This is a genomic window from Pedobacter sp. ASV1-7 (assembly GCF_040203335.1).
Classification (GTDB): Bacteria; Bacteroidota; Bacteroidia; order Sphingobacteriales; family Sphingobacteriaceae; genus Pedobacter.
The window spans coordinates 156,911-182,359 of record NZ_JBEHBV010000004.1; the positions used below are offsets into that span (position 1 = coordinate 156,911).

Here is a 25,449-nt window from a genome sequence, read left to right on the forward strand (position 1 = left end):
ATAAATATGAAAAATACTCAATATTGGTTAGTAAAAAGTGAACCTTTTAAATACAGCTGGGATAAATTTAATGAAGACAAGCGTACCTTTTGGGACGGAGTGCGGAATTATCAGGCACGTAACAACCTGAAAGAAATGAAAGAGGGCGATCTGGTATTGTTTTACCATAGTAATGAGGGTAAGAACGTGGTTGGTATTGCTAAGGTGGTAAAGGAATTTTATCAGGATCCTACTACTGATAATGCTAACTGGGTTGTTGTAGATCTAGTACCTGTTGAAGCGTTGAAAAATCCAGTAAGTCTTGAACAAATTAAAGCAGAAGAAAGTCTTAAAGATATTTCTTTGGTTCGCCAGGGACGCCTTTCTGTAATGCCTTTAAAAGCAGTAGAGTTTGATAAAATCCTCGAAATGGGGTCAAAATAAACCATTCCTTTTCAAGTCTGCATCTTCCTGATGAAAAATCAGGAAGCGCTAAGACCTTTCAAAAAGGTATGTTTTGTTTTATTGAGTATGCCTGTACTACTTGCTTTGACCCGAAAAATTACCTTCTCAGAGGCGACCTCAGGCGCTTTTTCCCTTCAGAAAAAGATGCCAGTCGCAGAAGAGAATGGTTATTTTTCCCTTTACTCCGGAAAAAATAACGCTTTTAATTCAATCGCATCATTAGGTTTCATTTTGCCTCCTAATATCAGGCGAAGCTGTCTTCTTCTCAATGCACCTGCAAATAATTCTTCTTCATCTGCGGTTTCAGGAATTAACTCAGGAACAGGAATGGTTCTTCCACTTTGATCTACTGCTACAAAAGTATAATAAGCCTCATTTGATTTTACTCTTGCTCCAGATGGAATATTTTCAGCCCATACATCCAGACGTACTTCAACTGAAGTATTAAAGGCTCTGGTAACTTTAGCCTCAATAGTAATCACATCCCCCAATTTGATTGGTTGCTTAAAAGAAACATTGTCTACTGAAGCAGTAACTACAATACGGTTGCAATGTTTCTGTGCAGAAATAGCAGCAGCAATGTCCATCCAATGTAATAGCCTTCCACCCATTAAATTGTTAAGGGTATTGGTATCATTAGGCAATACCAACTCATTCATGATGGTGAAGGAATCTTTCGGGCTTTTAATTTTTGTACTCATAGCAGCTGCAAAAGTAATCAAAATTGAACAACCTGACACACACTGAATAAAACAGCTTTTTTTTATAAATTTTTATTGTAACTTGTTGTTTTTTAAATGGTAATGTTGTTGTGTTCTATGGTTTGTATGAGTATTGTATGAGTCTCCTATGAGTGTTGTATGACTCTGTATGACCCCGGGTCATATAAAAGTCTGTAGATAGGCACTTTTTGATCAATTTGTGATTAAATCTAATTATGCAGCACTACCAAATAAATGCTGTAAGGCCAGTTCCAAATGTAAAGTGGTTGAATTTAAGTTTGGAAAGGCTTTCTGGAAGTTTTTCATATATTAATTTACCGTCATCATCTATATCCTGCAGGCCGTTCAATTCGAAGTTATGTTTAGAGTTGAAATAAGTACCGTAAACTTTGATGGCCATATTACGTCCTATTCTTTTTTGTAAGCCAATACCGGCTGTCCAACTTGGAGCTGGTTTTGGCTTGTATTTTAAAAGAGGGATTTCAGTTTTGCCTGTCTCATTCTCAGTTTGATCATTAAGATTCAAAATAATATTCCCGGTACTACCTAGAGACATACCTGTATTTAGTTTTGCGGTAACGAACCAATTGTATGGCAATGGCAGACTGAAATAAGGTCCAATGTTGAAATATCTGATGCCTACAGGTTGAGTATATATGCCATCGCTGATATCCTGAAAGTCTGGGTCTGGAGCGATACGATCTGAGCCAACAGGGAAACTACTGAAAGCAAACTCCCCTCCAAATCCAAAGTTTTTACAAGGGAACCAGGCCCCTTCAATACCAAAGTTAAAACCTGATTTTACATAAAGTTCATCTGAAGTGGCCAGGGCAAGATGATCACTGGTCGCTACAGTATATCCAAGATGTAATTCTAAAAAGCTGGGTTTATTATTAATGGGGACAGGGTTGTTTCTTAAGGGAGCGTTCATCCCTTTATTTTTAAAAATCTGATCGGCCAAAAAGTAACCAAGTTCAGTAGAGGCAATTCCTAGCCCTGCACCAGCCAATACATCTGTTACCCAATGACGGTTATTCAGACCTCTACCTAAAGCGGTTACTGTTGCAGCTGTATATCCTCCAACACTATATAAGGGATGTCGATAGGTTCCATATTCTTTGTGTAACACTGTCGCATTGGTAAAAGCCATCGCAGTATGGCCGGAGGGGAATGAATTCTTGGAGCTTGCATCAGGACGTTGAACGCCAGCAGTACGCTTTATGCTATTTACCAATATGCCCATGATTGCCATAGAGAAACCATATGAAGCAATCATTCGTTTTGGTGAATGTTTACCCTTAACACCCATTGCATTTAGGCCTAGAACTGCAACTCCTGGAGCATATTGAAGGTAATCGTCAAAATGATACCTAAATGTTGGAATGTAGCGATTGCGTACTTCCCGGATTTCTTCTCTTTTAGACCAGGTAAGGGCTGTTGCACCAAACAATATAGCTGGTACTGCTGCCTTTTCTGTAAATTTACTTTTCCAGAAAGAGTTATCTATTGTTCTAGCTGTTGAAATACTATCAGCATATTGTGCCTTGACGGTTATTGCATTAATAAAAAATAGGATTAGGAGCGCACAATGGTAGCTTTTTTTCAAGGGCATAAATAGATGTGTATAACAGGCAAACAAAATACGGTTTTTTGTATTATTGTTATACATGGATAATCAAACTCTGCTGCAATATTTTCATTGGTATTATAATGAGGAAGACAAGTTATGGATTAAGGCTAAAAAAGATGCCCAATCTCTAGCTGAAAAAGGGATTACAGGTGTTTGGTTGCCTCCCGCTTATAAAGCTGAATCCGGTGCAACATCGATTGGTTACGACCCTTATGATCTTTTCGATCTTGGCGAATTTGATCAGAAGAATACTGTTGAAACCAGATTTGGAAATAAATTAGATTATCAGGAAGCTATAAAAGTATTTCAGGATAATGGTATAGTTGCAATAGCTGATGTGGTTTTAAACCATAAGGCAGGAGGTGATGAACTGGAACAGGTACCTGTGAGGACTGTCGATCCTGAAAACAGATTGGCATTTACTTCAGCGGTGTTTAATATAGAGGCCTGGACAAAGTTTACTTTTCCGGGGAGAAACAAAGCTTATTCTGATTTTGTATGGGATAAGAATTGTTTTAGTGGAGTAGATTGGGCTGAGGACTTAAAGGAAACTGGTATTTACAGCATTCAGAATGAGTATGGCGATGGTTGGGAAGAAGTTCCATCATTGGAGTTAGGTAATTATGATTACCTGATGTTTAATGATATTGAATATAGAAATTCTGCGGTTAGAGAGGAGGTAAAACGATGGGGAGAATGGTATTATCATACTTGCGGAATGAAAGGATTTCGTTTGGATGCGGTGAAACATATCTCTTCAGATTTTCTGATTGACTGGATTGACCATATGAAGGCTGCCTGTGGATTAGACTTTTTCTTTGTAGCTGAAAACTGGAACATTGAATCTGTAGAATCTTTGCAGCATTACATCAATATTACAGGAGGAAGAATGCAATTATTTGATTCTTTATTGCATCATAATTTGTTCATGGCCTCGACGACAAAGATGTACGATCTGACAAAGATTTTTGATGATACGCTGGTTCAAGCTCAACCTTTATTAGCTGTAACATTTGTGGATAATCATGACTCACAGCCTTTACAGGCTTTAGAATCCTACATAGATTTCTGGTTCAGGCCTTTGGCTTATGCTTTAATCTTATTCAGAGAAGGAGGGATCCCTTGTATATTTTATCCCGATCTATTTGGTGCAAAATATATAGACAAGACGGAAGAGGGGTATGAAACCGGAGTAGAGCTGGTGGCATTAGCTGTATTGCCTGAAATGATTGGGATTCGTAGAGACCGTGCCTTTGGCATACAGCATGATTACCTGGATTTTCCAACTTGTATCGGTTGGACAAGAGAGGGAATTGAAGAAAGAGAGCAGTCAGGTATTGCAGTATTAATGAGTAATGGTGAAATGGGGATGAAGTTGATGAAGATTGGTACTGGGCACACAGGAAAGGTAATGATTGATGCACTTGGTGTCAGAAAAGAAGAAGTATTAATCGATGAAAATGGCTGTGGAGAATTCTATTGTAATGCGGGTAGCGTTTCTGTATGGGTATTCTCTTCTTAAAATTACTTTTTTAAAGTGTTTACATTACCATATCCGATCAGTTCTTCCCATCTTGATCCTGGTTTTTTGTAGTAAGCGAATACCTGATAAGTATTTGCTGTTTCAAAATAAGAGCCTTCAAAAATAGCCGGATCCGTTTTATTTGTCTCTTTATTTAACCAAACATATTTATAGTCGTACAATCCTTGCTTTAGTAAAATGTTACCATAAAACCTTTTTTTAGAAGGTTCGAAAGTCATTTTACTACCTTCATTCATGATATAGTTATTGAATCTTCCCACCACATAAGCATCGCCTTTGGCAGTTGGTGGAACTGCATTTAAGGTGAAATACACTTTAGCATAATCGGCATCCGTACTGTTCTCACGACCATCGGTATTGCGAATAAAGAAGTTGCCGTTCTCATCAACCAGGTTTGTGTATTTGGGTTTATTTCCATTTACATCTTGAAAAAGGATGACTTCTATATTTGTCCCTCTTACAATTTCTTGCACATTCTCAGCTTTGAAACGCAGACTCCGGATATCAAACTTTCTAAACTCATGGCCTGCTGCAAAATCATTGGCTGTAAGTTCATTGTATACCAATGAACCAGGCCTGATAAAGTTTGGTTTAGTATTTAAGATTGCTGTTTGTGGGATTCCATTTTGCATCACAATTGCTTTCAGATCAGTATAAGGGTTCTGAATTGGCATTTTATGGAAAATGGTAAAATTGATTTTCTGATTACTGAAACGTAAAGGAACTTGTGTGCTTGGCACCACTTCTATACCTACATCAACAAGATTCTCCACTACATAAAAACGTTGCGAAATGACTGCTTTCTGCTGATTTCCGTCTTCGTAAACCTTTAACAGATAATTACCTGAAATTTTAGGTTTAATCTGATAGTTAGGTAAGCTGAGTTCGTAATGCGTGTATTTTTGCAGTGTATTGAATGAGTATTTATAATCATTAATCCTGTCTTCGGATATGCCCTCAAGGTAATCAATGGGAGAGAGGCGTGAAGACTTCCAGTCCGATGTGCAATGCTCTATTGTATACCAATAGATCTTACTCCCGGCGTCGAGATCATCAAATGAGAAATGCAATTGCTCATTGGATTTTAAAGTGATTACAGGAATGGATTGTTCTTTGTTCTTGTTGAAACACTGCACCGTTTTTATTTGTGGCAGATATATTTCATTGTCATATACAAATTGTCGGGTTTGAGCCCCCACAAACTGAATGCTCAGTACAAGCAAAAAGAACAATCCTATCCGTTTTATCATTTTGTTTCCAGTTCCATAATTTGTGAAGCTAAATCTTCCCAGCTCTTTTGAGCTGTATCTAATAAGAACTTAGCTGAGGTGTATTCCTTATTGGTTTCTGCCAGTTTACTTGAGTTAGAATAAACATCCTCGTCAGCCAACTTTATTTCGATCGTTTTTACACTCTGTTCAAAAGCAGCAATTTCCTGTTCAACTTTTTGTAACTGATCGTTTAGCTTTTTAAGCTGTTGTTGGGCATTCGGAGTTGCTTTCTTTTCTTCCACTTTCGGCTTCACTTCTTTCTCCTGCTTTACCGGGATACTAGTTGGAACTGGTTGTGGTCTTTTTGCGTTCCATTCCTCGTATTCAGCGTAGGTGCCAGGATATTCTTTAATGTCCTTATCTTCAATAAACCAAATTTTGTTGGCTACATTATCAAGGAAATATCTGTCGTGAGATACTGCGATGAAAGTACCTTCATACTGTTGTAGTGCCTGAATCAGGATGTTTACAGACTGTATATCCAGGTGGTTTGTAGGCTCATCTAGAATCAGGAAGTTAGAATCTGTGGTTAATGATTTCGCAAGAGCAACTCTTGATTTTTCTCCTCCGGAAAGGACTCTGATCTTTTTGAAAACATCATCACCTGTAAAAAGGAAGCATCCAAGGATACCACGAAGTTCTGTATCAGTGTGTTTAGGAGCAAAGGCTTGTAATTCCTCTAAAATAGTATTGTCCAGGTGTAAAGATTCCAGTTGGTGCTGTGCAAAGAAAGTAGTAGTAACATTATGACCTGTTTCACATTTTCCTTTAAAGCCTTCAGCTCCGGCAATGATTCTCAATACCGTAGATTTACCTTTGCCATTGGCACCAATCAGGGCAATTTTATCTCCCTTTTCAATAAGCCCATCTGCATTTTCCAGAATTTCTACATTAGGATAGCTTTTATATGCTTCTTCAATGCGTATTACATGACGGCCAGAAGGTTTAGAGAATTTAAACTGAAAATTAACCGTTGGGTTATCGTCGTCTACATCTTCTACACGTTCCAGTTTATCTAAGGCTTTTATTCTTGATTGTGCCATTTTAGCTTTAGAAGCTTTGGCTCTGAAACGCTCAATTAACTTCTCTTCCTGCTTAATTTTAGCCTGTTGATTTTTAAATTCACCTTTTTGAATTTCGGCTCTTAAAGCTTTTTCCTCTAAATAAAAAGTATAGTTACCAGCGTACGGAGTTAATTTTCCTTTACGCGATTCTACAATTTTGTTTACAACTTTATCTAAGAAGTATCTATCGTGAGAAACGATTACGATAGCCCCTTCAAATCCAAGTAAATAAGTTTCTAACCATTTGATAGAGGGTAAGTCCATGTGATTGGTAGGCTCATCCAGTAATAGGATATCGGGAGTTTGTAGAAGGATTTTGGCAAGCATTACACGCATACGCCAACCTCCTGAAAAGGTATTTAGCGGACGGTGCTGATCCTGTGTGCTAAAACCCAGACCTGCCAGAATCTCGTTTGCTCTGTATTCGATATTGTAACCATCCAAAGCTTCAAACTCTTGTTGTTTGTCGCTCAGTTTATTTAAAACTTCTTCAGAATAGTCTGTTTCAATCTTTTTTAAGAGCTCTTCAATTTCGTCATGCAGCTGGTTTTGGCGTTCAAAAGCCTCCATTGCTACATGTAAAATGCTATGATGTGAATCGTATGAAAGTAAATCCTGATTCAGGTAACCGATTTTTAGATCTTTCGACATAGAAATCGAGCCAGAAGAAGGTGCATATTCTCCAACAATTATTTTTAATAAAGTCGATTTTCCCGTTCCATTGGCACCAATCAGTCCAATTCTCTCTCCCGGTTTTATGTGCCAGTCTGCTTCGTCGTATAAGGCCCTAGAGCCCAGTAGGAATGTTAAGTCGTTTATAGAAATCATTTGGCTGCAAAAATACGATTTTACAGTTAAATATCTTTAACAATAAAAACGTTGCTTATCTTCGCAGCATGTATCAGCTTATTAAACCTATCTTCTTTCAGTTTGATCCTGAAAAGGTACACTATTTTGTCGTTAAAAGACTAAAATGGTTTCATGATAACTTCCCATTGGGCAAAACAATCCTGCGCAGCAGCTTTGATGTGAATATTAAGGGGCTTGAACGTGAGGTTTTTGGGATTAAGTTTAAAAATCCGGTAGGATTAGCTGCGGGGTTTGATAAGAATGGTGAATACATTGAAGCATTGAGTAATCTTGGCTTTGGTTTCATAGAAGTAGGAACGGTAACTCCATTACCACAGCCTGGAAATGATAAACCTAGAATGTTCCGTTTAGAAGAAGATTCTGCTCTGATTAATAGGATGGGTTTTAACAATAAAGGAGTTGATACACTCGCAGAAAGATTAAGACTTTTAAGAAGTAAACATAGTGATATTGTAGTTGGTGGTAACATTGGTAAAAATAAAAATACCCCAAACGAAGATGCAGTAAGTGATTACATTAAATGTTTTGACAGACTGTTTGATGTGGTAGATTATTTCGTGGTAAATGTAAGTTCTCCGAATACACCAGGTTTAAGAGAGTTACAAGAAAAAGAGCCATTAATGAATCTTTTAAACACTTTACAGCAGCGTAATAAGAAGAATGATATATCCAGGCCTATTTTATTAAAGATTGCTCCGGATTTGACTAATGAGCAATTGGATGATATTGTTGAAATTGTATTGCAAACTGGGATAGCTGGTGTAATTGCTACAAATACAACAATAGATAGGAGTGGTTTATATACATCAGAGAAGTTGGTTAATGAGGCGGGAGGTTTAAGTGGTAAACCGCTAACTGTGCGTTCTACAGAAGTGATCAGATATTTATCGACGAAATCGAATAAAGCATTTCCGATTATAGGGGTTGGAGGTATTCATTCTCCGCAGGATGCTAAAGATAAAATGGAAGCAGGAGCGTCATTGGTGCAATTGTATACCGGTTTTATTTATGAGGGACCTGCAATTGTGAAAAGGATTTGTAAAGAGTTGGTTAAGGGGTAATCTATTTTCCGGTTATATTTTTATTCCAAAGACTTTTAGCAAATTGTCTGAATTTTTCAGGCGCTGTTGAAAAAGCTTTATCAAATTTATATTCTCCGCCTTCATAACTGCTGACTGCGATTTGTACTTTCGTGGTTCCACGCATTGCGTATTTTTTCTTACCCTGATACATGATGATTTTTAGGTCTGAGGGGCTAATGTCGCCATGGCAGACTGTTTTGTACATCACCCATATTTCAGGAATACCGTCAGCATTTAAATCGGTAGTTTGTAGTGTGTTTTTAACAAAGCTAACTTCGATGTCTAAAGGGCAGTCCTGAATAAAGTCCTGTATTTTCCACTCTAATTGAGGCTGATCATTGTTTAAAATGTAATGGTACACATATAATGCTGCATCGGCACCGTCACTTTCATGCTTAACATTTTTGTCGATATAGATTCCTGTTTCAGTTGCTAAAACAATGTGTGTACCTTCTTTATCTGTCCATCTGATTGCCTCTTTAGCCTTTCCTTCATATTTAATGGATTCAGGGATATCTTTAATGGGCATTTTAACTGATTTGTCTATGTTTTGTGCAAAACCAGAGCTGTATACTGATAAAGTAAGGATAATAGCTAAAAGGGTTTTAAATTTCATGTTTTTGCTGATGTAAAATGTAAGGGGCATAAAAAAAACTCCTTTGTTTGTACAAAGGAGTTTTTTTATGCTTTAAACTTGAAGCTTATGCGCTTGCAGTAAGTTTAGCTAAAACAGCGTTGTTTTTAGCTAACTGATCTTTGCTAGATTGTTTAGATCTTGTGCCTAATTCAATGTTGGTAGCTAATTTTAAGAATTTAACATCTAGTTTAGCAAATGTTTTATTTCTTCTGTCTTTTCTTTTTAATCTTGTAACTGCCATGTTAATCTTTTTTATTTATTAATAAATCTTGAGGTCGAGAGCGGATTCGAACCGCTGTACAAGGTTTTGCAGACCTCTGCCTAGCCACTCGGCCACTCGACCTATTGAATTTCAGGTTGCAAAAATAGTAATTAAATATTAGGAAGCAATTTATTTTTGAAAGTTTCTGCTAATATCTGCACATAAAATTGCTGCAGATATCGCAACGTTCAATGATTCAGCACTTCCCGTGCGCGGAATGGTTACCGGATTATTTATCAATTTCATCACTTCGGGTGTAATTCCTTGTCCTTCGTTGCCCAAAATTACCAGTCCTTCCTTCCCCCAATCTGTTTTATACATGCTTTTTCCATTTAAAACAGCGCCAAAAATGGGGATTTTAATATCTTTTAGTATTGACGGAAGGTCTTCATAAAAAATATTTACTCTACACAAAGAGCCCATTGTTGCCTGAACAGTTTTGGGATTATAAACTTCAACACAGTTATTGGAGCAAATAATTTGTTTAAAACCAAACCAGTCAGCTGTTCTTATGATAGTTCCCATATTTCCAGGGTCTTGAACACCATCAAGGACTAATGTAAAAGCATTTTTTAAGGATTTAGTACTCAGCGTCTCTGGTTTTGGAATATGTACAAGAGCCAGAATTCCCTGTGGCGTTTGTAACGTACTAATCTTATCCAGTTCAGCATTGTTTACTTCAAATAACTTTATATTTGCTGGCAGAGCTGTTAGTGAAGATTGATATTGAGCCAGATAATAAATACTGTGAACCTGGTAATTGGACAGAATAAATTCTTCGATAGATTTTATACCTTCAATGATGAATATCCCGTTCTCTTTACGGTACTTTTTTTGATGTAACGATTTTATAAAACTTATCTGTGATTTTGAAAGCATACCACGATTATAAAAGAAATGTCCTGTTTCGTGCAATATTACTGTTTTTTATTGTTTTTGTTACAGGATGTTCATCAACAAAATATATAGCCGATTACCAATCGATCGTTAAAAAGGTAGAAATAGACAGTATTCCAAAAAAATTTGAAGAAGAAGCCCTGAATTATATACAGAAAGATATTCGCCCTTCTTCAAAGATTGGAATAAATGTATTGATCTATAATATGTTTAATACCAAAGACGGGAAATATAAAACTAACAATGTTAAACCACTGGGAACTCCTCCGCCGATTTTAGATAGTACCCTGGTTGAAATTTCCCGTAATCAGATAGAAAAATACCTGATCAGTAAGGGATATTTTAATGCTAAGGTAGAGTCTGAAATTAAAGTTGAAAATAAACGTGCTGAAATACTTTTTAAAGCAGATACCGGAAAAGTATTCACTATAAATAAAGTGAAGTACGAAATTCCTGATGATAGAGTTAAAGAATTGTATTTGTCAGATCGTGCAGCTTTTACCCATTTGAAAGAAGGTAACCGCTATGACGATGATTCTCTTGGTTATGAACGTGACCAGATTTATCAGGTGATGAAACAAAAAGGGTATTTTGATTTTTCTCGTCCTTATATTAAGTTTCTGGTTGATTCTAACTTAAATGCCAACAAAGCGAATGTTACATTAATCATCGACAATCCAATAGATAAACCCAGACATTTGCAGTATACACTGGGAGAAACAAATATTATCATTGCACCAAATTCCGATGGCTTCCCTGATTCGATTAAGATGAATAATCGTGTATTTAGAAATGTAAGGTATACTGATCTCTCTGGTAAGTTTAGGAGAAATCCTATTGTGCGATATAATTTTCTGCATCCCGGAGATCAGTATGATATCAGGAATGAGAATGTAACCTACGATCGTATGTATGAGCTTAATGTTTTTAAGAATGTTAAGATTGACTACAATAAGAAAAATGATAGTTCTAATACTGTTAATCCAGTGCTTCAGTTGATTCCGCAAAAGATAATGAGTAATAGAATTGAAGGTGAAGTGCCGTTTAATAATGGTACTGTTGGCTTTACCCTTAGTAATACTTACACTAACAATAATTTATTCAGAGGGGCAGAAAAATTTGAATTTCAGATTAAGGGCGGTCTGCAGGCCAGACTTGGACAAGGACGGTCTTTTATCAATGAAATTTATCAACGTGATTTCTCAGTGGGAACAACATTAACAGTACCAAGACTGATGATCCCTTTTTCGAGATCAAGACCCGGAAAAGGAGGGATGCCACATACTATATTCTCGGCTAGCTATGTTTATGCCTTGCAGAAAGACTTTTTTCAACGTAAGGTCATCCTAACCTCAGTTGCTTATGAGTTTAGAGAAACAAGGTCTAAATTCCATACGGTAACGCCATTGAATTTTGAGTATCGTTTTGGAGGTTTACTTTTTGATAAGACTGATACCACAAATATCAATTATCCGCTGATTGTTAATAATTATGCGAATCTGTTGCTTTTGGAAAGAAAGAATGTGACTTTTGGTATTAAATACGCTTATACCTTGAATGGTGAGAAATTGGCTACGAATAATAGCTTCATTTATTTTAAGGGAGATATTGATTTAGCTGGTAATATGTTACAGGGACTTTCCAAGCTGTTTGGAAGCAGAGTTGATTCGACGGGTGCTGCAATGATATTTGGAGTTCCATTTAATCAGTACGTACGACCTGAGTTTGACATTCGTTGGTATAAGGGACTTGGGGGGGATAAGCAGTTTGTTGCCCGTTTAAATGTAGGGATAGCATATGCTTATGGAAATTCAAAAAATATTCCATTTGAAAAGCTGTTTTATGCAGGAGGATCCAGTGGTGTAAGAGCTTGGCAGGCGAGAACTTTAGGCCCTGGGAATTATAATAGAGGAGAAAGTATTGAAACTGAACAAGGACGTAGGTTGCTTTATGGTTTTGATCAGACAGGTGAATTACATATTGAATCAAATTTTGAATACCGGTATAAATTATTGAACAAGTTTTTTGGTGCTAAACTTAAGGGAGCTATATTTTTAGATGCAGGTAATGTGTGGAATGTATCTAATGGTGAATCTAAAACAAGATTTGATTTTAAATCCTTGGGTAGCCAGATTGCATTGGGAGCTGGAACAGGATTCAGGTATGATGTTCAATATTTCGTATTCCGTTTTGATATAGGTTTAAAGCTTAAGGACCCACAGTTTACTGGTTCCGATCAATGGGTCATTAATAAGTTTTTAAGTGGTGGTAAGGCTTTCAGAAGTGCATATGATGCAGCTAACTCTCCCGATAGGTATCGCTTTGTGCAATACAATTTTGGAATTGGAATGCCTTTCTAGTATTTATCGCTAAAACATAGCTTTTAAACCATCGAATATTGTCTCGAAAAAGGTAGATAGGTTCAATCCATTGCTATGGTTGAAATAAATATAGATTACCAGAATAATTACCGCTGCAATGATAAATTTTCTGAAAGCAAAAGCTAAAAATACAATGATAGCTGGGAATAAAATCAACCACATGCTATTAATCGTATAAGGATTTAATGATCCTTCTTTTTTGTAAACATATAGTAGTTTACTATGTGTGCCGGTTTCATTCTGATGTTTAATATAGACAAATGTAGAACGTTCAAGTTGTAATGGGAGAATCGCAACACCACCATTAAACTGTAGGGGTTGAGTAAAGCCACTTACAGTGAAAGTATAATTGCCGTTAATTTTTTCCAGAGGATTGTCTAAAGAGTCTGCTGCAATAATTGCTAACTTGCTGTTTTTAAGTAAGCTTTCTTTAACTATGAAATTATTGATGTCTGCTTTTTGGGCGAATGCCGAAATACAGAAAACGGAAAGCAGGAGCAATAAATATATTTGTCTCATTCTAAAGATCGTTTATTGTAAATAAGATATCCCAAATGTAGTAAAACGCCATTTCTTTTTATTGGGTTATCATATATATTATAACTGAAACTTATTGGCCCGAGTGGAGTCTGGTAAACCAGACCAGCGGTACCTGCATAGTGCCATTTGGTAAAAGGAGATCTGTGTTTTACATCCTGGAAACCTATTTTTTCAAATTCACGATGCGGCAGAAATACATAAGCCTCAATCCGCAAGTCTAAATTTCTTTTTAAAGAATAAATATTCTTTAGTCCACCGGCCAGGTAAGTTGTTGCCCTGAAGTTTTCAAGAAATATTGATTTACTATCCTGTAACGGGTAAAATGCGGGAGCAGCCAAGAGAGTAGAATAGTAATTAGCAAATAATGGTTGATTAGAAAAAACAGCCTCAGCCTGATAACCCAGAGTATATTTGTTGATCCTTAAGAAGTAATTTTCATCACTCAGTTTTACATTTACCCATTGTCTGAATTTTTTCGTAACCGGAACTTTAGCAGTGACCGTTGAACCGCTAATTCCTACAATATTTCCAGGTGTATAACTTTCCCGGCCAGTAAAGTAGTTGGCACTAAAAAGGAAATGGCGGCCCCTGTTTGCATATTGTTTGCGGTTAAAGGTGTATTGCTCAAAGGATACAGTAGATCTGGAGCCATTAAGTATCGTCTTTTCCAGTTCATCGCCGACAGCAAATGTATTGTTGGGACTATATCTGTCATTATTGTTGACAAAAGCTGTACCCACTATTATTCTCGTGTTTCTGTTTAAAGGCATCCCGACATTAAGATTTATTTTCCTATCGGATTGCTCAATATAAGTTGGATGAGGATTTTCAATAAATATAGAACTGGTTTTATAGTAATTAAAGTGGTTGTAAGTTACATCAGCAGCAAGAAACAAGGGGAGACGTGAGGGAAAATCTATACGTCCGGTCATCTGTACCGACTCGTAAAAACGGCCAGAGTAAAGGTTTAATCCAAAGGTATACGACCTCCTGTTGAGGTAATTATATTGAGTGCCTAAAAATACATTACTGATGGGGCGGGTAGATATATTACCCCCAAAGTCTATTTTTAAACTTTTTGTTGGTTGTGCTAGTATTTCAAAGTTATAGCTGTCTGAAACTGCATTATATGATATTTTCGGATATATAGTTTCGAATGTTTCATCTGCCACAAGTTTGTAATACCCTCTTTTAATATCCGTTAAGTCGAATGTATTCTGATCACGTTTAAATAGTCGTTCGATATATTTCTTTTGCTGTGTGTTTACACCGATTACCGTTACATTACTAAAAATCAGATCCGGTTTTTTCTTGTTAAAAGCATCTCTTCTTTTAGTTAGTTCGTTTGGGCTTACCCTTCTGCTGGTCTTCTTTTTAATTTCATCCATATTAGCCATTGTAGCATCATATCCTTGTTTAATCAGGGCTTCCACCGGATTGAAATTGGTGGAGTTGTATTCTTTAAGATTTGGCTGGATGTAAACTCCATTTTCTCCGATTAGCGTTGAATCCGATTTCGAAAGAAACATAAATAGCATTAAACGGTTCATCAGCCGCTCATCACGGTTTTTAGGATATTCATTGTAAGTTTTAGAAGAAACATTGGCCCCGATTATCATATCGGGATTAAATTCTTTCTTCATTACATCAGCCGGGAAGTTGTTATAAAGTCCACCATCAAAAACATATTTGCCATCGAGTTTTATGGGTCTGTATATCAGTGGGACTGTCATGGTTGCCCTAACAGCTTCTGCCAAGCTCCCTTTCTTAACTGTAATACTTGTTTGTGAGAGGACGTCAGAAACCATACAGCGGTATGGCACGAAAAGATTATCAAAATTATCTTTTGAGATGGCTGATGCCTGGGAAAACAATTCCAATAGTGCGAAGTTTAGTGGAATATCATTTACCAAATGCGGTCTAAGGCTAACGCGAAGACTTGTATCTAAAGATAATTTGGCTGTAATAATTGAAGGGTTTATAGGTTGTTTCTGAAAGAAATAACTAAAATCACTTTTAAACCTTCCACTAACCCAATCTTGAAATTCCGGGCTTAATGCAACTTTTTCTATTTGAAGGGGAGAATATCCTGCGGCATACATAGCGCCCACAATTCCTCCCATTGATGTTCCTGTGATGTAGTCAATTGGGATATTGTTTTCTTCAAGTGCCTTTAATGTACCGATATGAGCCAGGCCTTTAGCGCCGCCACCACTCAATACCAAGCCTACTTTTTGAGCATAAAGTGGGAATGTCAAAAAAGTCAGGATGATTAACAATATTTTTTTAAAAAATACCACATCCTAAAATAGGGAAATTACTTCATAGTGAAGGTATTATATGTCAATATAGGGTTAATCTTATAAACAGTTTCTTAATTTGGGATTGCGTCAGAAGTGATTAACATATTAAAATTATAATATAAAACATCACCCTTTTTCATGTGCTGTTCAGCGCTGTAATTATCGGCCAGGATTGCTTTTCCTTTTTGTTCGACATGAATACCTCCATTTCCATTGTTAGACCAGGATGTTGGAAGTATTTTGTGCTTTTTATCGGTCAACACATATTGAAGCCCTCCATATGCATTTCCAATCCACAGCCCTTCCATTGCTGTATTCCATTTCCAGTCTACAATTTCTGGCCAGGTTTCTTCTTTTCTTCCTAAACCTTTAACAATTTTTGCAGTTTCCGGTGTAAAAGGAAGATGCAAACGGATATTTTCAAGGTTTATATCATTCAGAGCTTTAATTTTAACAGTATAGTTTAGTTCTCCGTCTGGTTTAATTACCCCTTCAATATCCATACTCAAAGCATCAGAGGTATTTTTAACTATCCAGCTAACTTTTTCTGGGCTTTGTTTTTTGAAATGAAGTATGCCATTATTCCATCTGATGTCTTTATGATCAGCGGCATTAATGATATGAAAGTGTATTGGCTCCGTAACCAGATTTAAAGAAGTACTGATCATTGCGGGGAGACCATCTGTATTTAAGTCGATTTGTTTTCCAGGCATTGAGATACTTTTTTCCTTAACTACCAGGGTCCTCGGTTGGTCTGCATTTTTCTGTGCTTTAATATTTGTGGCCAGCAATGTAATACAGCATAGCGTAATGATTTTTTTCATTTGAAAGATTTTGATAGAAAATTTTTTAAAAGTAAGATTTTTTATAGGCCTTCCCATTTAGGATTCCAGCTTTTGTGTTAAGGAAACAATTTCCTTAATGGATTCATCCATTTGTATGGCTGTATGTTTAATTCTTGCAAGCAGCTCCAGATTTTCAGGATCGTTATGCTGTTCAACATTAAAGAGATCTACCAGTCCCATTAAATTGGATACGGGACCTCGAATCTGATGTGCCTGAACCCATGCAATCTCTTTAAACTGCCTGTTTTGTTTTTCAATTTTTTGTTGGTAATTCTTTTGATCTGTAATGTCCATGAGATATACAGCAAGGCCAGTATGAGTAGGATATGCATTTACGCTGAACCAGAGGGGAGGGAAAGGATAAAACTCTTCAAAATGTACTGATACCTTTTCATTTACTGCTTTGTGATATTGATTATAATAATCAAGTTCCACAGTGTCAGGAAAGGCTTCCCAGAGAACTTTTCCAAGTAGTTCTTCTCTTGTACGTTTTAAAATTCTTTCAAATGATTTATTGATATAGGTAAATTCCCAGTTTTTATTTACGGTATAAAAGGCATCAGTAATACTTTCCAGTATATTTTCAACTTCAGCTGCTTTTTGTTTTATCGCGAGGTCTGCTTTAACATCATCGTCTATATCTAATGCCATCACTAATTTACAAGCTTTACCTCCAAAGATAATTCTGTGTGTAAAAATATGAACATAAAAATCCTCTCTGTTCTTTCGGGTATGTATCCAGATTCCGGCGTTTAGATAATCTGGAGGAAGTTCTTCGTTGACCTTGTAAAATGCTTCAAGTTCAGATTCAGGTCTGATATCTTTGGCTGTAAGCTGAAGAAATTCAGATTTGGTATAGCCGTACTGTTTTAATGCGGTTAGATTTACTTCAAGAAAGGAATATGAGCCTTCTTCATAAATATACATTGGACTTGGGTTTTCTTTGAAGATATCCATGTAGTTATTCATGTTTTGTCTTCTGTGCCTTGCCAGTTGTATAGTTTTCTTTAATAAAAGTGGTTCTAACCATGATCTAAGTAACCAATCATCAGCTCCATCAGGAATTATTTGTGCTGATGGAATCATATTGGTTATGATAATTACCGGGATCAGCGGAAAATCATTATGTAGTTGAGACACCAGCACCGCGCTATGATCTATATTCTCTGTCAGGAAAAGAATAGCTTCATATGTTTGAGTACGATCGATGTGATAAGGTAGTCCCGAACAACTAATTATTTGACTCTCCGGCCATCCAATACTTACAAGTTGATTATTTAGAAGTTCTTCACCTTCAATCTGTTCATTCTCTTTTACAATTAATACCTTTTGATTGAACATGATAGTTATATTAACATCAGTGGAAGTATTACTATTGAATTTATTTTATTTCTCGCTAAAATCCAAATTTATATAAGTGCTATTTTAAGATTGACACTATTTTTATGCCAAACTATTATTTGGCGAAAGGGAATGCTTTCCATATATTAGGAGTAAAAAAAGATTAATTATGAAAAGAATAATTGTATTAGCAATGATTGCAGGGATGTTTGGTACTTTGAATGTTTCTGCACAGCAGGACAAGAGTAAAAGACCAAGTCCGCCTCATGTAGTAAAAGAAACACTTAATTCGGGTGTAGCAGTAACAATTGATTACAGTCAGCCTTCTTTAAAGGGAAGAACTATTGGAAAAGAGCTGGCACCATATGGTAAAGTGTGGCGTACCGGAGCTAACGAGCCAACTACATTTGAGGTTAGTAAGGCTGTGAAGGTTAATGGAAAAGACCTTGCTGCTGGTAAATATGGTATGTATTCTATTCCAGGTGAAAAGGAATGGGTGATTATCTTCGGTAAAAAATCAAATGTATCAGCTGATAAGCATGTTGAAGCTGATGATGCCTTGCGTATTAAAGTTAAGCCAGTTAAAGCAGCAGCATTTACAGAGAAAATGACGTTTACCATAGATAAAAGTGGTAAAGTTGCTTTGGTCTGGGGAGATATTCAAGTTCCTTTTACAGTAAAGTAATTTGATGTAGATTTTAATTAAATGAATCCATATATTTGCGGTCCTGTCTCCGTAGTTCAATGGATAGAATTTTGGTTTCCGGTACCAACGATATGAGTTCGAATCTCGTCGGGGACACTTTAGAAAGAGGGAATTTCAGCGATGAGATTCCCTCTTTTTTTTATGTAAAAATCTAACCGTTTTGAACAATCTCTCCCAATTTACCCACGTCTTCTAGATTATAAGGTGTTTCCTGGTAAACAAAGTAGTTGAGCCAATTATTGAATAGTAAATTCGCATGACTTGTCCAACATACCAGTGGCGCATTCTCTGGATTATTGTCCCGGTAATAGTTTTTCGGTACAGGTACATCAAGGCCTTTGTTCCGGTCTCTGACATATTCCTCGTGAAGGGTTAGCGGAGCGTATTCTGAGTGACCAGTAAGATAAAATTCACGCCCACCTCGGGAACATACAATGGCTATTCCTGCATCCGAAGATTCTGACAGGATACGAAGATCTTCCTTATCAGCGAAATCAGATTTCAATATTGTGGTATGTCTGCTATGAGGAATAAAGAATTCGTCGTCAAAGCCTCTTAACAAGGAGTGTCCGTTTTCAGTGGCAGTATGCTTGAAAACCCCGGATAATTTTTCGTTTAATGGTTTTTTTTCTACCCCATAAAAATGATAGAGCGCAGCCTGAGACGCCCAGCAAATATAGAGCGTTGAGGTGACGTGCTGTCTGGCCCAGTCGAAGATTTGAGTGATCTCATTCCAATAGCTTACTTCCTCGAACTCCAGCATTTCTACGGGAGCGCCGGTAACGATCAAACCGTCATAGAAGTTTTCCTTTATTTCGCCAAACCCTTTATAGAACATTTCCAGATGTTCTTCAGATGTATTTTTAGAAGTGTGGGAATCAAGTCTTAAAAATTCTACTTCAACCTGTAGGGGATTGTTGGATAATAAACGAACAAAATCCGTTTCAGCAGATATTTTAAGAGGCATCAGGTTAAGGATAAGCACACGCATTGGGCGTATATCTTGAGTATCTGCTCTCAGATCACTCATAACAAATATATTTTCCTTCTTTAAAAGCTCAATCGCTGGTAGATTATTCGGAATTTTAACTGGCATTTATTACCTCCCTTATTCTTAATTTAAACACCAAAAATAAGAATAATACTATTGAACTTTAAACTAAGGGGTATCTGTGACTATCATATGGCAATTCTTTACAATTCGTTATCTTTCCAATACAAATTCCCTTTGTATGCAAATGCTAAGGTTTTAGAAATCATTTCCGTAGTTTGGTACTTTTATATGATTTGGTCTGGGATATTCATTTATTCATGAAATGGTGATTAAAAAACGATGTTCCCTTTATGTATTAGTGATTTCACTGGTGAGATTCTTGAAACTGCTTCAGCAGAACAACTCGCATCTATCAGCACCAAGTCGGCACTATCGCCTGCTTTTGGCCATTGCTGTTCACCTTTGTCATTTAAAGGGATTGATCCAGCCGTCGCCAGTTTTAACATCCTGGACAATCCAAATTCTGTAACCTGGCCGTACAACTGTGCTGCAAGGTTTGTTTTTTGCAATACACTTCCACTTCCTATTGTACTCCAGTAATCCACAATACTGTCATTACCTGTCATCACATTTACACCGTAATTTATCAGGGTGGGGATCGGCATGATCAATCCTGTGAATGGAATGGTCGAAACAATGCCTACTTGTGCAGCCGCTAATTGTTCTGCCATGGACTGCTGTTTTGTTTTGTCTAAAGTTGCAAGTGCAAAGGCGTGACTGACAAATGTTTTTCCTTTTAATATTTCGTTTTCATTTACTTTAGTTAGTAAATATTCAATAGTTTTTAAACCTGACTCCCCTGATTCGTGTAAGTGGATATCAATCCCCTTATGGTGGTCTAATGCGAGTTGTACGGTGGTATCGATTGTTCTTTCAATTGAGCCATCCACATTTGTTGGGTCCAGACCACCTATAAAGTCAATGTTCGTTTTTGCTGCTTCTTTCATATAGGGAAGCGAATTTGTATAATACAAGCCATGCTGAGGAAAAGCTACCAGTTCTGCACCAAAACTATTCTTTTTGTTTGATAGAGCTATTTCCAGATTTTTGAGTGAATCCAGCTTAGATGTCGGTTCTATATTGACGTGGCTGCGGGCAAATCCTGTTCCGCAAGACTGCAATAACTCAATTAACCTTTCAGCCTTGTATGAAGAATTTTTCAACATTTCCCTGAGTGTTCTTTGCTCAAGTTCTATCATTCCTTTTATTCCACCTGAACGACGTATTGCACGCCATTTGTCAGCATAAAGGGTTTTATCTAAATGAATGTGCATGTCCCTGAAAGAAGGAAGCATCAGCATTCCTTTGGCATCAATGCCTTTTGCTCCTGGCTGGTTAGGACTTATTTTTTTTATTTTTCCATTGGCTATTTCTATAGAAAAAAGTTCGGTTTTTGTAGCGGTAACTTCATCGTTTTCATATATGAAACCAGTTTCTAACCGCACATTTTTCAAAGTACAGGTACCACCTGACGTTTTATTTTTATCTTCTGCTGATTTGAGGGATTGTGCCTGTATTACCCCAGGAGTAAATGCCAGGCCTGCGAGGCTTAATGCTGAATTTTTAAGAAAATTTTTGCGTGATATACTTGACTTTTCCATAATTGTGCTCGTTGATTTGATACATTTCCAAAGTTTTTAAGGAAATAAATACCTATTACAAATTTACACAACAGGCCTGTAATAGACTTGCGAAATTTCTATTAATACTTGCAGAATTTATCTCTTCTCCCGGAATTCGGTTGGTGATATCGCTGTCTGGCTTTTAAAAAAATTAGAGAAATAGGCATGGTCGACAAAACCTAGCTCATAGGCGATTTCTTTAATAGAAAGAGCAGTACTTTGCAGCAGTCTTTTGGCTTCTGTACTTACGCGTTGCTGTATAAGCTGGGTTGCTGATATTTTTAAATGTTTTTTACAAAGGATATTCAGATAGTTGGCAGAAATATTTAGTTTGTCCGCGTAAAATGTTACAAACTTTTCCTGTTTGAAAAATTCATCGATCAACATATTGAATGCAGCTAATCTGGTATTGGATTGGTAGACCTTAAATTCTGTAAAAACATGTTCGGCTTCCCGGCTCACAATTGCTGCTATAACTGCTGCCCGGGCACTAATCAAGTGTACCAGGGAATCTTCCTGGTTCAGTTCATTTTTGATAGCGTCGAATTCATAATGCAAAAGTTTGAAAGCATTGTCGGATAATTGTATGACTGGGTGATTTTGGTAGTTGGTAAATGAAAATCTGAAATAGGGCGCAAATTTTTCAAAAAATGTTCGTTCTACCATCAGTTGATAGCCTATTGTACCGGCTGCTATGTTCCATTTATGCATTTGTCCTGGAAATAAGACATGTACCTGGTGATCGCCAATGGGATGATCTATAGAGTCTATATTGTGTAACCCATTTGCCCGATCAAAGAGGTTGATGATAAAGAAATCATGTGAATGGGACTTTTCGATTACCCTTTCTCCATGCAGTTCATTAAACAAAATCTCTTCACGGCCAGCGAACTGACCTTCTCTAAATCCTTGGATACTGATTACCGATATGGTATGATCCTTTTCATATCTGGGCATAGAAGGGCTGTTGAATGTATAAATTTACGCAGTTAATCTAAGTTCGTTTGATTTTGAAAATGTCTTACTTAAACTCTTATTGTTTGTGAAATTTATAAAAAAAAATGAATTAATTAATTGTAATGATTAATCCAGATTAAGTTCTGAAACTCCTTCTGTTGCAGTTGTGAAAAATCATTCCTGAGTGACAATGTTTAAGTAACTGTAACTACAAAAGTGATTGTTGTCTGATATCTGAAGTAGTTGCATTCAGGATTTGATAAATAACTATTTAATCCTATTTTTGAAGCTTACGAAATTTTATTGGGCTTAAAGGAAACTAGTTTCATTCCCTAAATGAACAACGTTTTTGTTTGTCAATAAGATGTTCCTTCTAGGTTACTAATCAAAATCAGCAGGTGTTAAATAGATGGGTGATCTGTAATCTTAATTACGTATTTTTACACTTCATAAAAAATCGATTCGAAATGATTAGCATTATAAAAAAATCAAATATCAAACAAAAGATATTCTTTTTATCTATACCACTGCTAGGGCTTGTATTTGGATGTAACTCCAATAATAAGCCGGTTGAGGGTGGTTCCTCTGTAGATAGTGTTCATCAGGAGATGTTAAACAACGAAGGTATTAAAGCAGATAGCATAATGGCTGCAAATGCTGCAACTGATTTGAGCCTTTTCTTAAGTAAATATTATCAGAAGGATATTGATCAGAATTTATTGGATTCTGGTAGTAGAAAATTTGTGTACAGTGAATATGACCTAAATCAGGACGGGAAAAAGGAAATTTTTATTGGTCTTAGCGGGGGGTATTTTTGTGGTTCAGGAGGTTGTACTGTATTGTTACTTGATAGCAATCGTGATTTACTCACTAAGTTTACTGTTGCAGACTATCCGTTTACAGTTTTATCTTCTACAACAAATAATTGGAAAGATTTAATTGTTAGAAGTGGTGGAAAACAACGTATACTTAAATTTAATGGTAAAGCTTATCCATCAAATCCAAGTATACAACCAGAATTTAGTGATAAATCAATGCAGGGTGATGAAGTTCTTGGCCGTCCTGTGACCTCAGAGCAATGGCAAAAATTTTAAGCATAGTAACACAATAAAAATGTAATCTCGACGCTATATTTGCATTATGAGTTTACCGCTACGCATTACCTTTGAGGAAAAAGACTATACCTATATTGTTTTAGCGAAGTCAATTACAAGAGAAACGGATTCAATTCAGATTAGGCTAAATAATGAAGAGTTTTCATTTGTTCGTAATTTAAAAGGAGACTGGGATGCGGATGATTCAACAGTAGGAGATCATTTGGGTTTATTGAAAGCAATAGCAAGAAACATTAAGCTTAGATATCGGTAATAAAATTTTCTGGAGAGTTGTGTTAACCGAATTATTCGATAAATTTGGTTAACCGATCTGTATGATTAAAATAAATGACAATAAAACTGATGATAAGTCATTGCTGCAGCAAATGCAAGAAGGGAGTATTGATGCCTTTGATACACTTTATGACAAATATTGGGAAATTGTTTATTCCACAGCCTATAAGCGATTAAAAGATTCTGCTTATGCAAAAGACATTACTCAAGATATTTTTCTTCAACTTTGGTTGAGACGTTCTGAGATTAATATAGAGAATCTCTCATCTTATTTAAATACATCAGTTAGGAACAATGTTTTCAAATGGTTGGATAAAGAGCAGCGTTATATACCCATATCTGAATTACTGTTGCAATTGGAAACGTCCAAAGATCAAAGCGACGGATTGATCCTTAAGAACGAACTTATGGTAAGGTATGAGTTGATTATCAATGCACTAACTCCTAGTCAGAAGGAAATATTCAAACTTCGTTACCATGAAGATCTATCTACAACTGAAATTGCAGATCGTTTGAATATAAGTCGTAAAACTGTTCAGAATCAACTACGGAAAAGTGTTGTGCAACTTCGCACATCCCTGGGATCTGTTGCTTTTTTATTGGTATTGTTGAATATTGATAAATAATTATTTTTTTTCTGGGACTTTTTGCTTTTCGTCGGTCTGTATTATAGAAACCCACTAATTAGGTTGATACTTAAATGGATAAAGAGGCATTTTTAAAGATTCTTAAAAAATACAGAGCAGGAGAAGCAACCGAAGATGAAGCTGAATTCTTACAAGCTTACTATAATCTTTTTGAAGTTCAGGATAACGTATTTGAAAAAATGGACCTATCTTCAAAACTTTTGCTAAAAGAAGAAATCAAATCAGGATTACATATAAAAATAGGGAAAAATACAGCTCAGGTTAAACAAAGCTTTTGGAATTTTAATCGAATAGCAGTCGCAGCTGCTGTATTAATTATCCTGGGAATAGCTAGCTATTTTGTAATACAAAACCATTCATCATCAATTATAGAAACTAAAAAGTTTGTTGATACCAAGATAGAAGATATTGCCCCAGGAGGAAATCATGCGATGCTTACACTTTCAGACGGTTCAGTAATAAAGTTGGATGATCAAAAGAATGGTCAGCTTTTTAAAGAGGCGGGAGCAATGGTGAGTAAGACTAAAGACGGAGAAATTGTTTACAGCAATTCAGAAAAAGGCAAAGCAGAGGTGTTCAACACAATTCGCACCCCCAGGGGTGGGCAGTATCAGCTAACATTGACTGATGGTACAAGAGTCTGGTTAAATGCGGCTTCATCTATTAAATTTCCAACAGCATTTGGCGCAATTGAACGTCGTGTTGATATTACTGGTGAAGCTTATTTTGAAGTAGCAAAAAATAAAAATAAGCCCTTTAGAGTGTTTTCAAAGAATCAGGAAATAGAGGTTCTAGGAACACATTTTAATGTGAATACCTATGAAGACGAACAGTTTGATAAAACAACTTTGCTAGAGGGTAGTGTAAAGGTGTATAGAATCACCAATAGAGGCCTGAAGAAAAGTTCAGAAATCATTAAACCCGGTGAGGTAGCTATAGTTGAGAAAGGGAAGGAAGAAATAGGAATTAGTCATGCCATATCTGATGAAGCAGTCGCGTGGAAAAATGGTTATTTTAAATTTAGCAGAACGGATCTTAAGACGATCATGAGACAGGTAAGTCGCTGGTATAATGTAGATGTCATATACAAAGATGATTTTAAAAGGGACCTGTTCGGTGGCAAAATTAAACGGACAGACAGTGTTTCTGGTGTGTTAAGGATATTAAAGTTGAGTAATATCAATACAACTATAAAAGGAAGAACAATAATAATTTCTAATTAATTGAAGGTTTTATTTAATAA

23 protein-coding genes and 2 tRNA genes are annotated in these 25,449 nt (G+C 36.4%); 10 read left to right on the top strand and 15 right to left on the bottom strand.

The window, feature by feature from the left end; translation table 11 throughout:
- Positions 1–6: 6 nt before the first annotated feature.
- Positions 7–423: an EVE domain-containing protein gene (locus tag ABDJ41_RS11010; protein ID WP_349786055.1), complete on the top strand. Its 417-nt coding sequence runs from the start codon at positions 7–9 to the stop codon at positions 421–423.
- 200 nt (positions 424–623) lie between these two features.
- Here ABDJ41_RS11010 and ABDJ41_RS11015 read toward each other — a convergent pair whose 3' ends face one another.
- Both ABDJ41_RS11015 and ABDJ41_RS11020 read right to left on the bottom strand, forming a co-directional pair.
- The gene (locus ABDJ41_RS11015; protein WP_349786056.1) at positions 624–1,145 is read right to left on the bottom strand and encodes an acyl-CoA thioesterase; all 522 of its coding nucleotides are present in this window, start codon (positions 1,143–1,145) and stop codon (positions 624–626) included.
- A gap of 244 nt (positions 1,146–1,389) precedes the next feature.
- Positions 1,390–2,778 (bottom strand): phosphatase PAP2 family protein, encoded by a 1,389-nt coding sequence (locus ABDJ41_RS11020; protein ID WP_349786057.1) that lies wholly within the window; start codon positions 2,776–2,778, stop codon positions 1,390–1,392.
- A gap of 55 nt (positions 2,779–2,833) precedes the next feature.
- Between ABDJ41_RS11020 and ABDJ41_RS11025 the strand changes: the two genes are divergently transcribed.
- On the top strand, positions 2,834–4,318 hold the full coding sequence (locus tag ABDJ41_RS11025; RefSeq protein ID WP_349786058.1) for an alpha-amylase: 1,485 nt from the start codon (positions 2,834–2,836) through the stop codon (positions 4,316–4,318).
- 2 nt (positions 4,319–4,320) lie between these two features.
- Here ABDJ41_RS11025 and ABDJ41_RS11030 read toward each other — a convergent pair whose 3' ends face one another.
- Positions 4,321–5,589 carry a type IX secretion system plug protein gene (locus tag ABDJ41_RS11030; RefSeq protein WP_349786059.1) on the bottom strand — a complete coding sequence of 423 codons (1,269 nt, stop codon included), beginning with the start codon at positions 5,587–5,589 and terminating at the stop codon, positions 4,321–4,323.
- On the bottom strand, positions 5,586–7,502 hold the full coding sequence (locus ABDJ41_RS11035; protein WP_349786060.1) for an ABC-F family ATP-binding cassette domain-containing protein: 1,917 nt from the start codon (positions 7,500–7,502) through the stop codon (positions 5,586–5,588). The genes ABDJ41_RS11030 and ABDJ41_RS11035 overlap by 4 nt, the downstream gene beginning before the upstream one ends.
- A 68-nt stretch (positions 7,503–7,570) precedes the next feature.
- Here ABDJ41_RS11035 and ABDJ41_RS11040 point away from each other — a divergent pair, with 68 nt between their 5' ends.
- Positions 7,571–8,605, top strand: coding sequence for a quinone-dependent dihydroorotate dehydrogenase (locus ABDJ41_RS11040; RefSeq protein ID WP_349786061.1), 1,035 nt, complete (start codon positions 7,571–7,573; stop codon positions 8,603–8,605).
- Position 8,606: 1 nt separating this feature from the next.
- Here ABDJ41_RS11040 and ABDJ41_RS11045 read toward each other — a convergent pair whose 3' ends face one another.
- The 4 genes from ABDJ41_RS11045 to ABDJ41_RS11060 form a co-directional block, all read right to left on the bottom strand.
- On the bottom strand, positions 8,607–9,242 hold the full coding sequence (locus ABDJ41_RS11045; RefSeq protein ID WP_349786062.1) for a M949_RS01915 family surface polysaccharide biosynthesis protein: 636 nt from the start codon (positions 9,240–9,242) through the stop codon (positions 8,607–8,609).
- A gap of 85 nt (positions 9,243–9,327) precedes the next feature.
- On the bottom strand, positions 9,328–9,504 hold the full coding sequence (locus ABDJ41_RS11050; protein WP_349786063.1) for a spore protein: 177 nt from the start codon (positions 9,502–9,504) through the stop codon (positions 9,328–9,330).
- 31 nt (positions 9,505–9,535) lie between these two features.
- Positions 9,536–9,606, bottom strand: a tRNA-Cys gene (locus ABDJ41_RS11055).
- 48 nt (positions 9,607–9,654) lie between these two features.
- Complete coding sequence (locus ABDJ41_RS11060; RefSeq protein ID WP_349786064.1) at positions 9,655–10,404, bottom strand: TrmH family RNA methyltransferase; 750 nt, start codon at positions 10,402–10,404, stop codon at positions 9,655–9,657.
- Here ABDJ41_RS11060 and tamL point away from each other — a divergent pair.
- Positions 10,389–12,782 carry a translocation and assembly module lipoprotein TamL gene (gene tamL / locus ABDJ41_RS11065; protein WP_349786065.1) on the top strand — a complete coding sequence of 798 codons (2,394 nt, stop codon included), beginning with the start codon at positions 10,389–10,391 and terminating at the stop codon, positions 12,780–12,782. The genes ABDJ41_RS11060 and tamL overlap by 16 nt on opposite strands.
- Positions 12,783–12,791: 9 nt before the next feature.
- Here the strand turns inward: tamL and ABDJ41_RS11070 are convergent, their stop codons facing one another.
- The 4 genes from ABDJ41_RS11070 to ABDJ41_RS11085 form a co-directional block, all read right to left on the bottom strand.
- On the bottom strand, positions 12,792–13,322 hold the full coding sequence (locus ABDJ41_RS11070) for a hypothetical protein (RefSeq protein WP_349786066.1): 531 nt from the start codon (positions 13,320–13,322) through the stop codon (positions 12,792–12,794).
- Entirely contained in the window at positions 13,319–15,601 is a 2,283-nt protein-coding gene (locus ABDJ41_RS11075; RefSeq protein WP_349786067.1) for a patatin-like phospholipase family protein, read from the bottom strand. The genes ABDJ41_RS11070 and ABDJ41_RS11075 overlap by 4 nt, the downstream gene beginning before the upstream one ends.
- Before the next feature lie 116 nt (positions 15,602–15,717).
- Positions 15,718–16,470, bottom strand: coding sequence for a glycoside hydrolase domain-containing protein (locus ABDJ41_RS11080; RefSeq protein ID WP_349786068.1), 753 nt, complete (start codon positions 16,468–16,470; stop codon positions 15,718–15,720).
- A 57-nt stretch (positions 16,471–16,527) separates the two neighbouring features.
- Positions 16,528–17,832: a PAS domain-containing protein gene (locus tag ABDJ41_RS11085; protein ID WP_349786069.1), complete on the bottom strand. Its 1,305-nt coding sequence runs from the start codon at positions 17,830–17,832 to the stop codon at positions 16,528–16,530.
- Between the two features lie 169 nt (positions 17,833–18,001).
- Here ABDJ41_RS11085 and ABDJ41_RS11090 point away from each other — a divergent pair, with 169 nt between their 5' ends.
- Together ABDJ41_RS11090 and ABDJ41_RS11095 are read left to right on the top strand one after the other, a co-directional pair.
- Complete coding sequence (locus ABDJ41_RS11090) at positions 18,002–18,517, top strand: DUF2911 domain-containing protein (RefSeq protein WP_349786070.1); 516 nt, start codon at positions 18,002–18,004, stop codon at positions 18,515–18,517.
- A gap of 45 nt (positions 18,518–18,562) precedes the next feature.
- Positions 18,563–18,634: transfer RNA gene (locus ABDJ41_RS11095), tRNA-Arg, on the top strand.
- Positions 18,635–18,689: 55 nt separating this feature from the next.
- Here the strand turns inward: ABDJ41_RS11095 and metA are convergent.
- From metA to ABDJ41_RS11110, 3 genes are all read right to left on the bottom strand, one after another.
- Positions 18,690–19,634: a homoserine O-acetyltransferase MetA gene (gene metA, locus ABDJ41_RS11100; protein WP_349786072.1), complete on the bottom strand. Its 945-nt coding sequence runs from the start codon at positions 19,632–19,634 to the stop codon at positions 18,690–18,692.
- A 227-nt stretch (positions 19,635–19,861) separates the two neighbouring features.
- Positions 19,862–21,193, bottom strand: coding sequence for an amidohydrolase (locus ABDJ41_RS11105; protein ID WP_349786073.1), 1,332 nt, complete (start codon positions 21,191–21,193; stop codon positions 19,862–19,864).
- A 117-nt stretch (positions 21,194–21,310) separates the two neighbouring features.
- On the bottom strand, positions 21,311–22,171 hold the full coding sequence (locus ABDJ41_RS11110; protein WP_349786074.1) for an AraC family transcriptional regulator: 861 nt from the start codon (positions 22,169–22,171) through the stop codon (positions 21,311–21,313).
- A gap of 467 nt (positions 22,172–22,638) precedes the next feature.
- Between ABDJ41_RS11110 and ABDJ41_RS11115 the strand changes: the two genes are divergently transcribed.
- The 4 genes from ABDJ41_RS11115 to ABDJ41_RS11130 all read left to right on the top strand — a co-directional run bounded on the left by ABDJ41_RS11115 (position 22,639) and on the right by ABDJ41_RS11130 (position 25,429).
- Positions 22,639–23,265, top strand: coding sequence for a COG3650 family protein (locus tag ABDJ41_RS11115; RefSeq protein WP_349786075.1), 627 nt, complete (start codon positions 22,639–22,641; stop codon positions 23,263–23,265).
- Positions 23,266–23,311: 46 nt separating this feature from the next.
- Positions 23,312–23,539 (top strand): hypothetical protein, encoded by a 228-nt coding sequence (locus ABDJ41_RS11120; protein ID WP_349786076.1) that lies wholly within the window; start codon positions 23,312–23,314, stop codon positions 23,537–23,539.
- A 61-nt stretch (positions 23,540–23,600) separates the two neighbouring features.
- Complete coding sequence (locus tag ABDJ41_RS11125; protein ID WP_349786077.1) at positions 23,601–24,185, top strand: RNA polymerase sigma factor; 585 nt, start codon at positions 23,601–23,603, stop codon at positions 24,183–24,185.
- 74 nt (positions 24,186–24,259) lie between these two features.
- Positions 24,260–25,429: a FecR family protein gene (locus ABDJ41_RS11130; RefSeq protein WP_349786078.1), complete on the top strand. Its 1,170-nt coding sequence runs from the start codon at positions 24,260–24,262 to the stop codon at positions 25,427–25,429.
- The last annotated feature ends 20 nt before the right edge of the window (positions 25,430–25,449 follow it).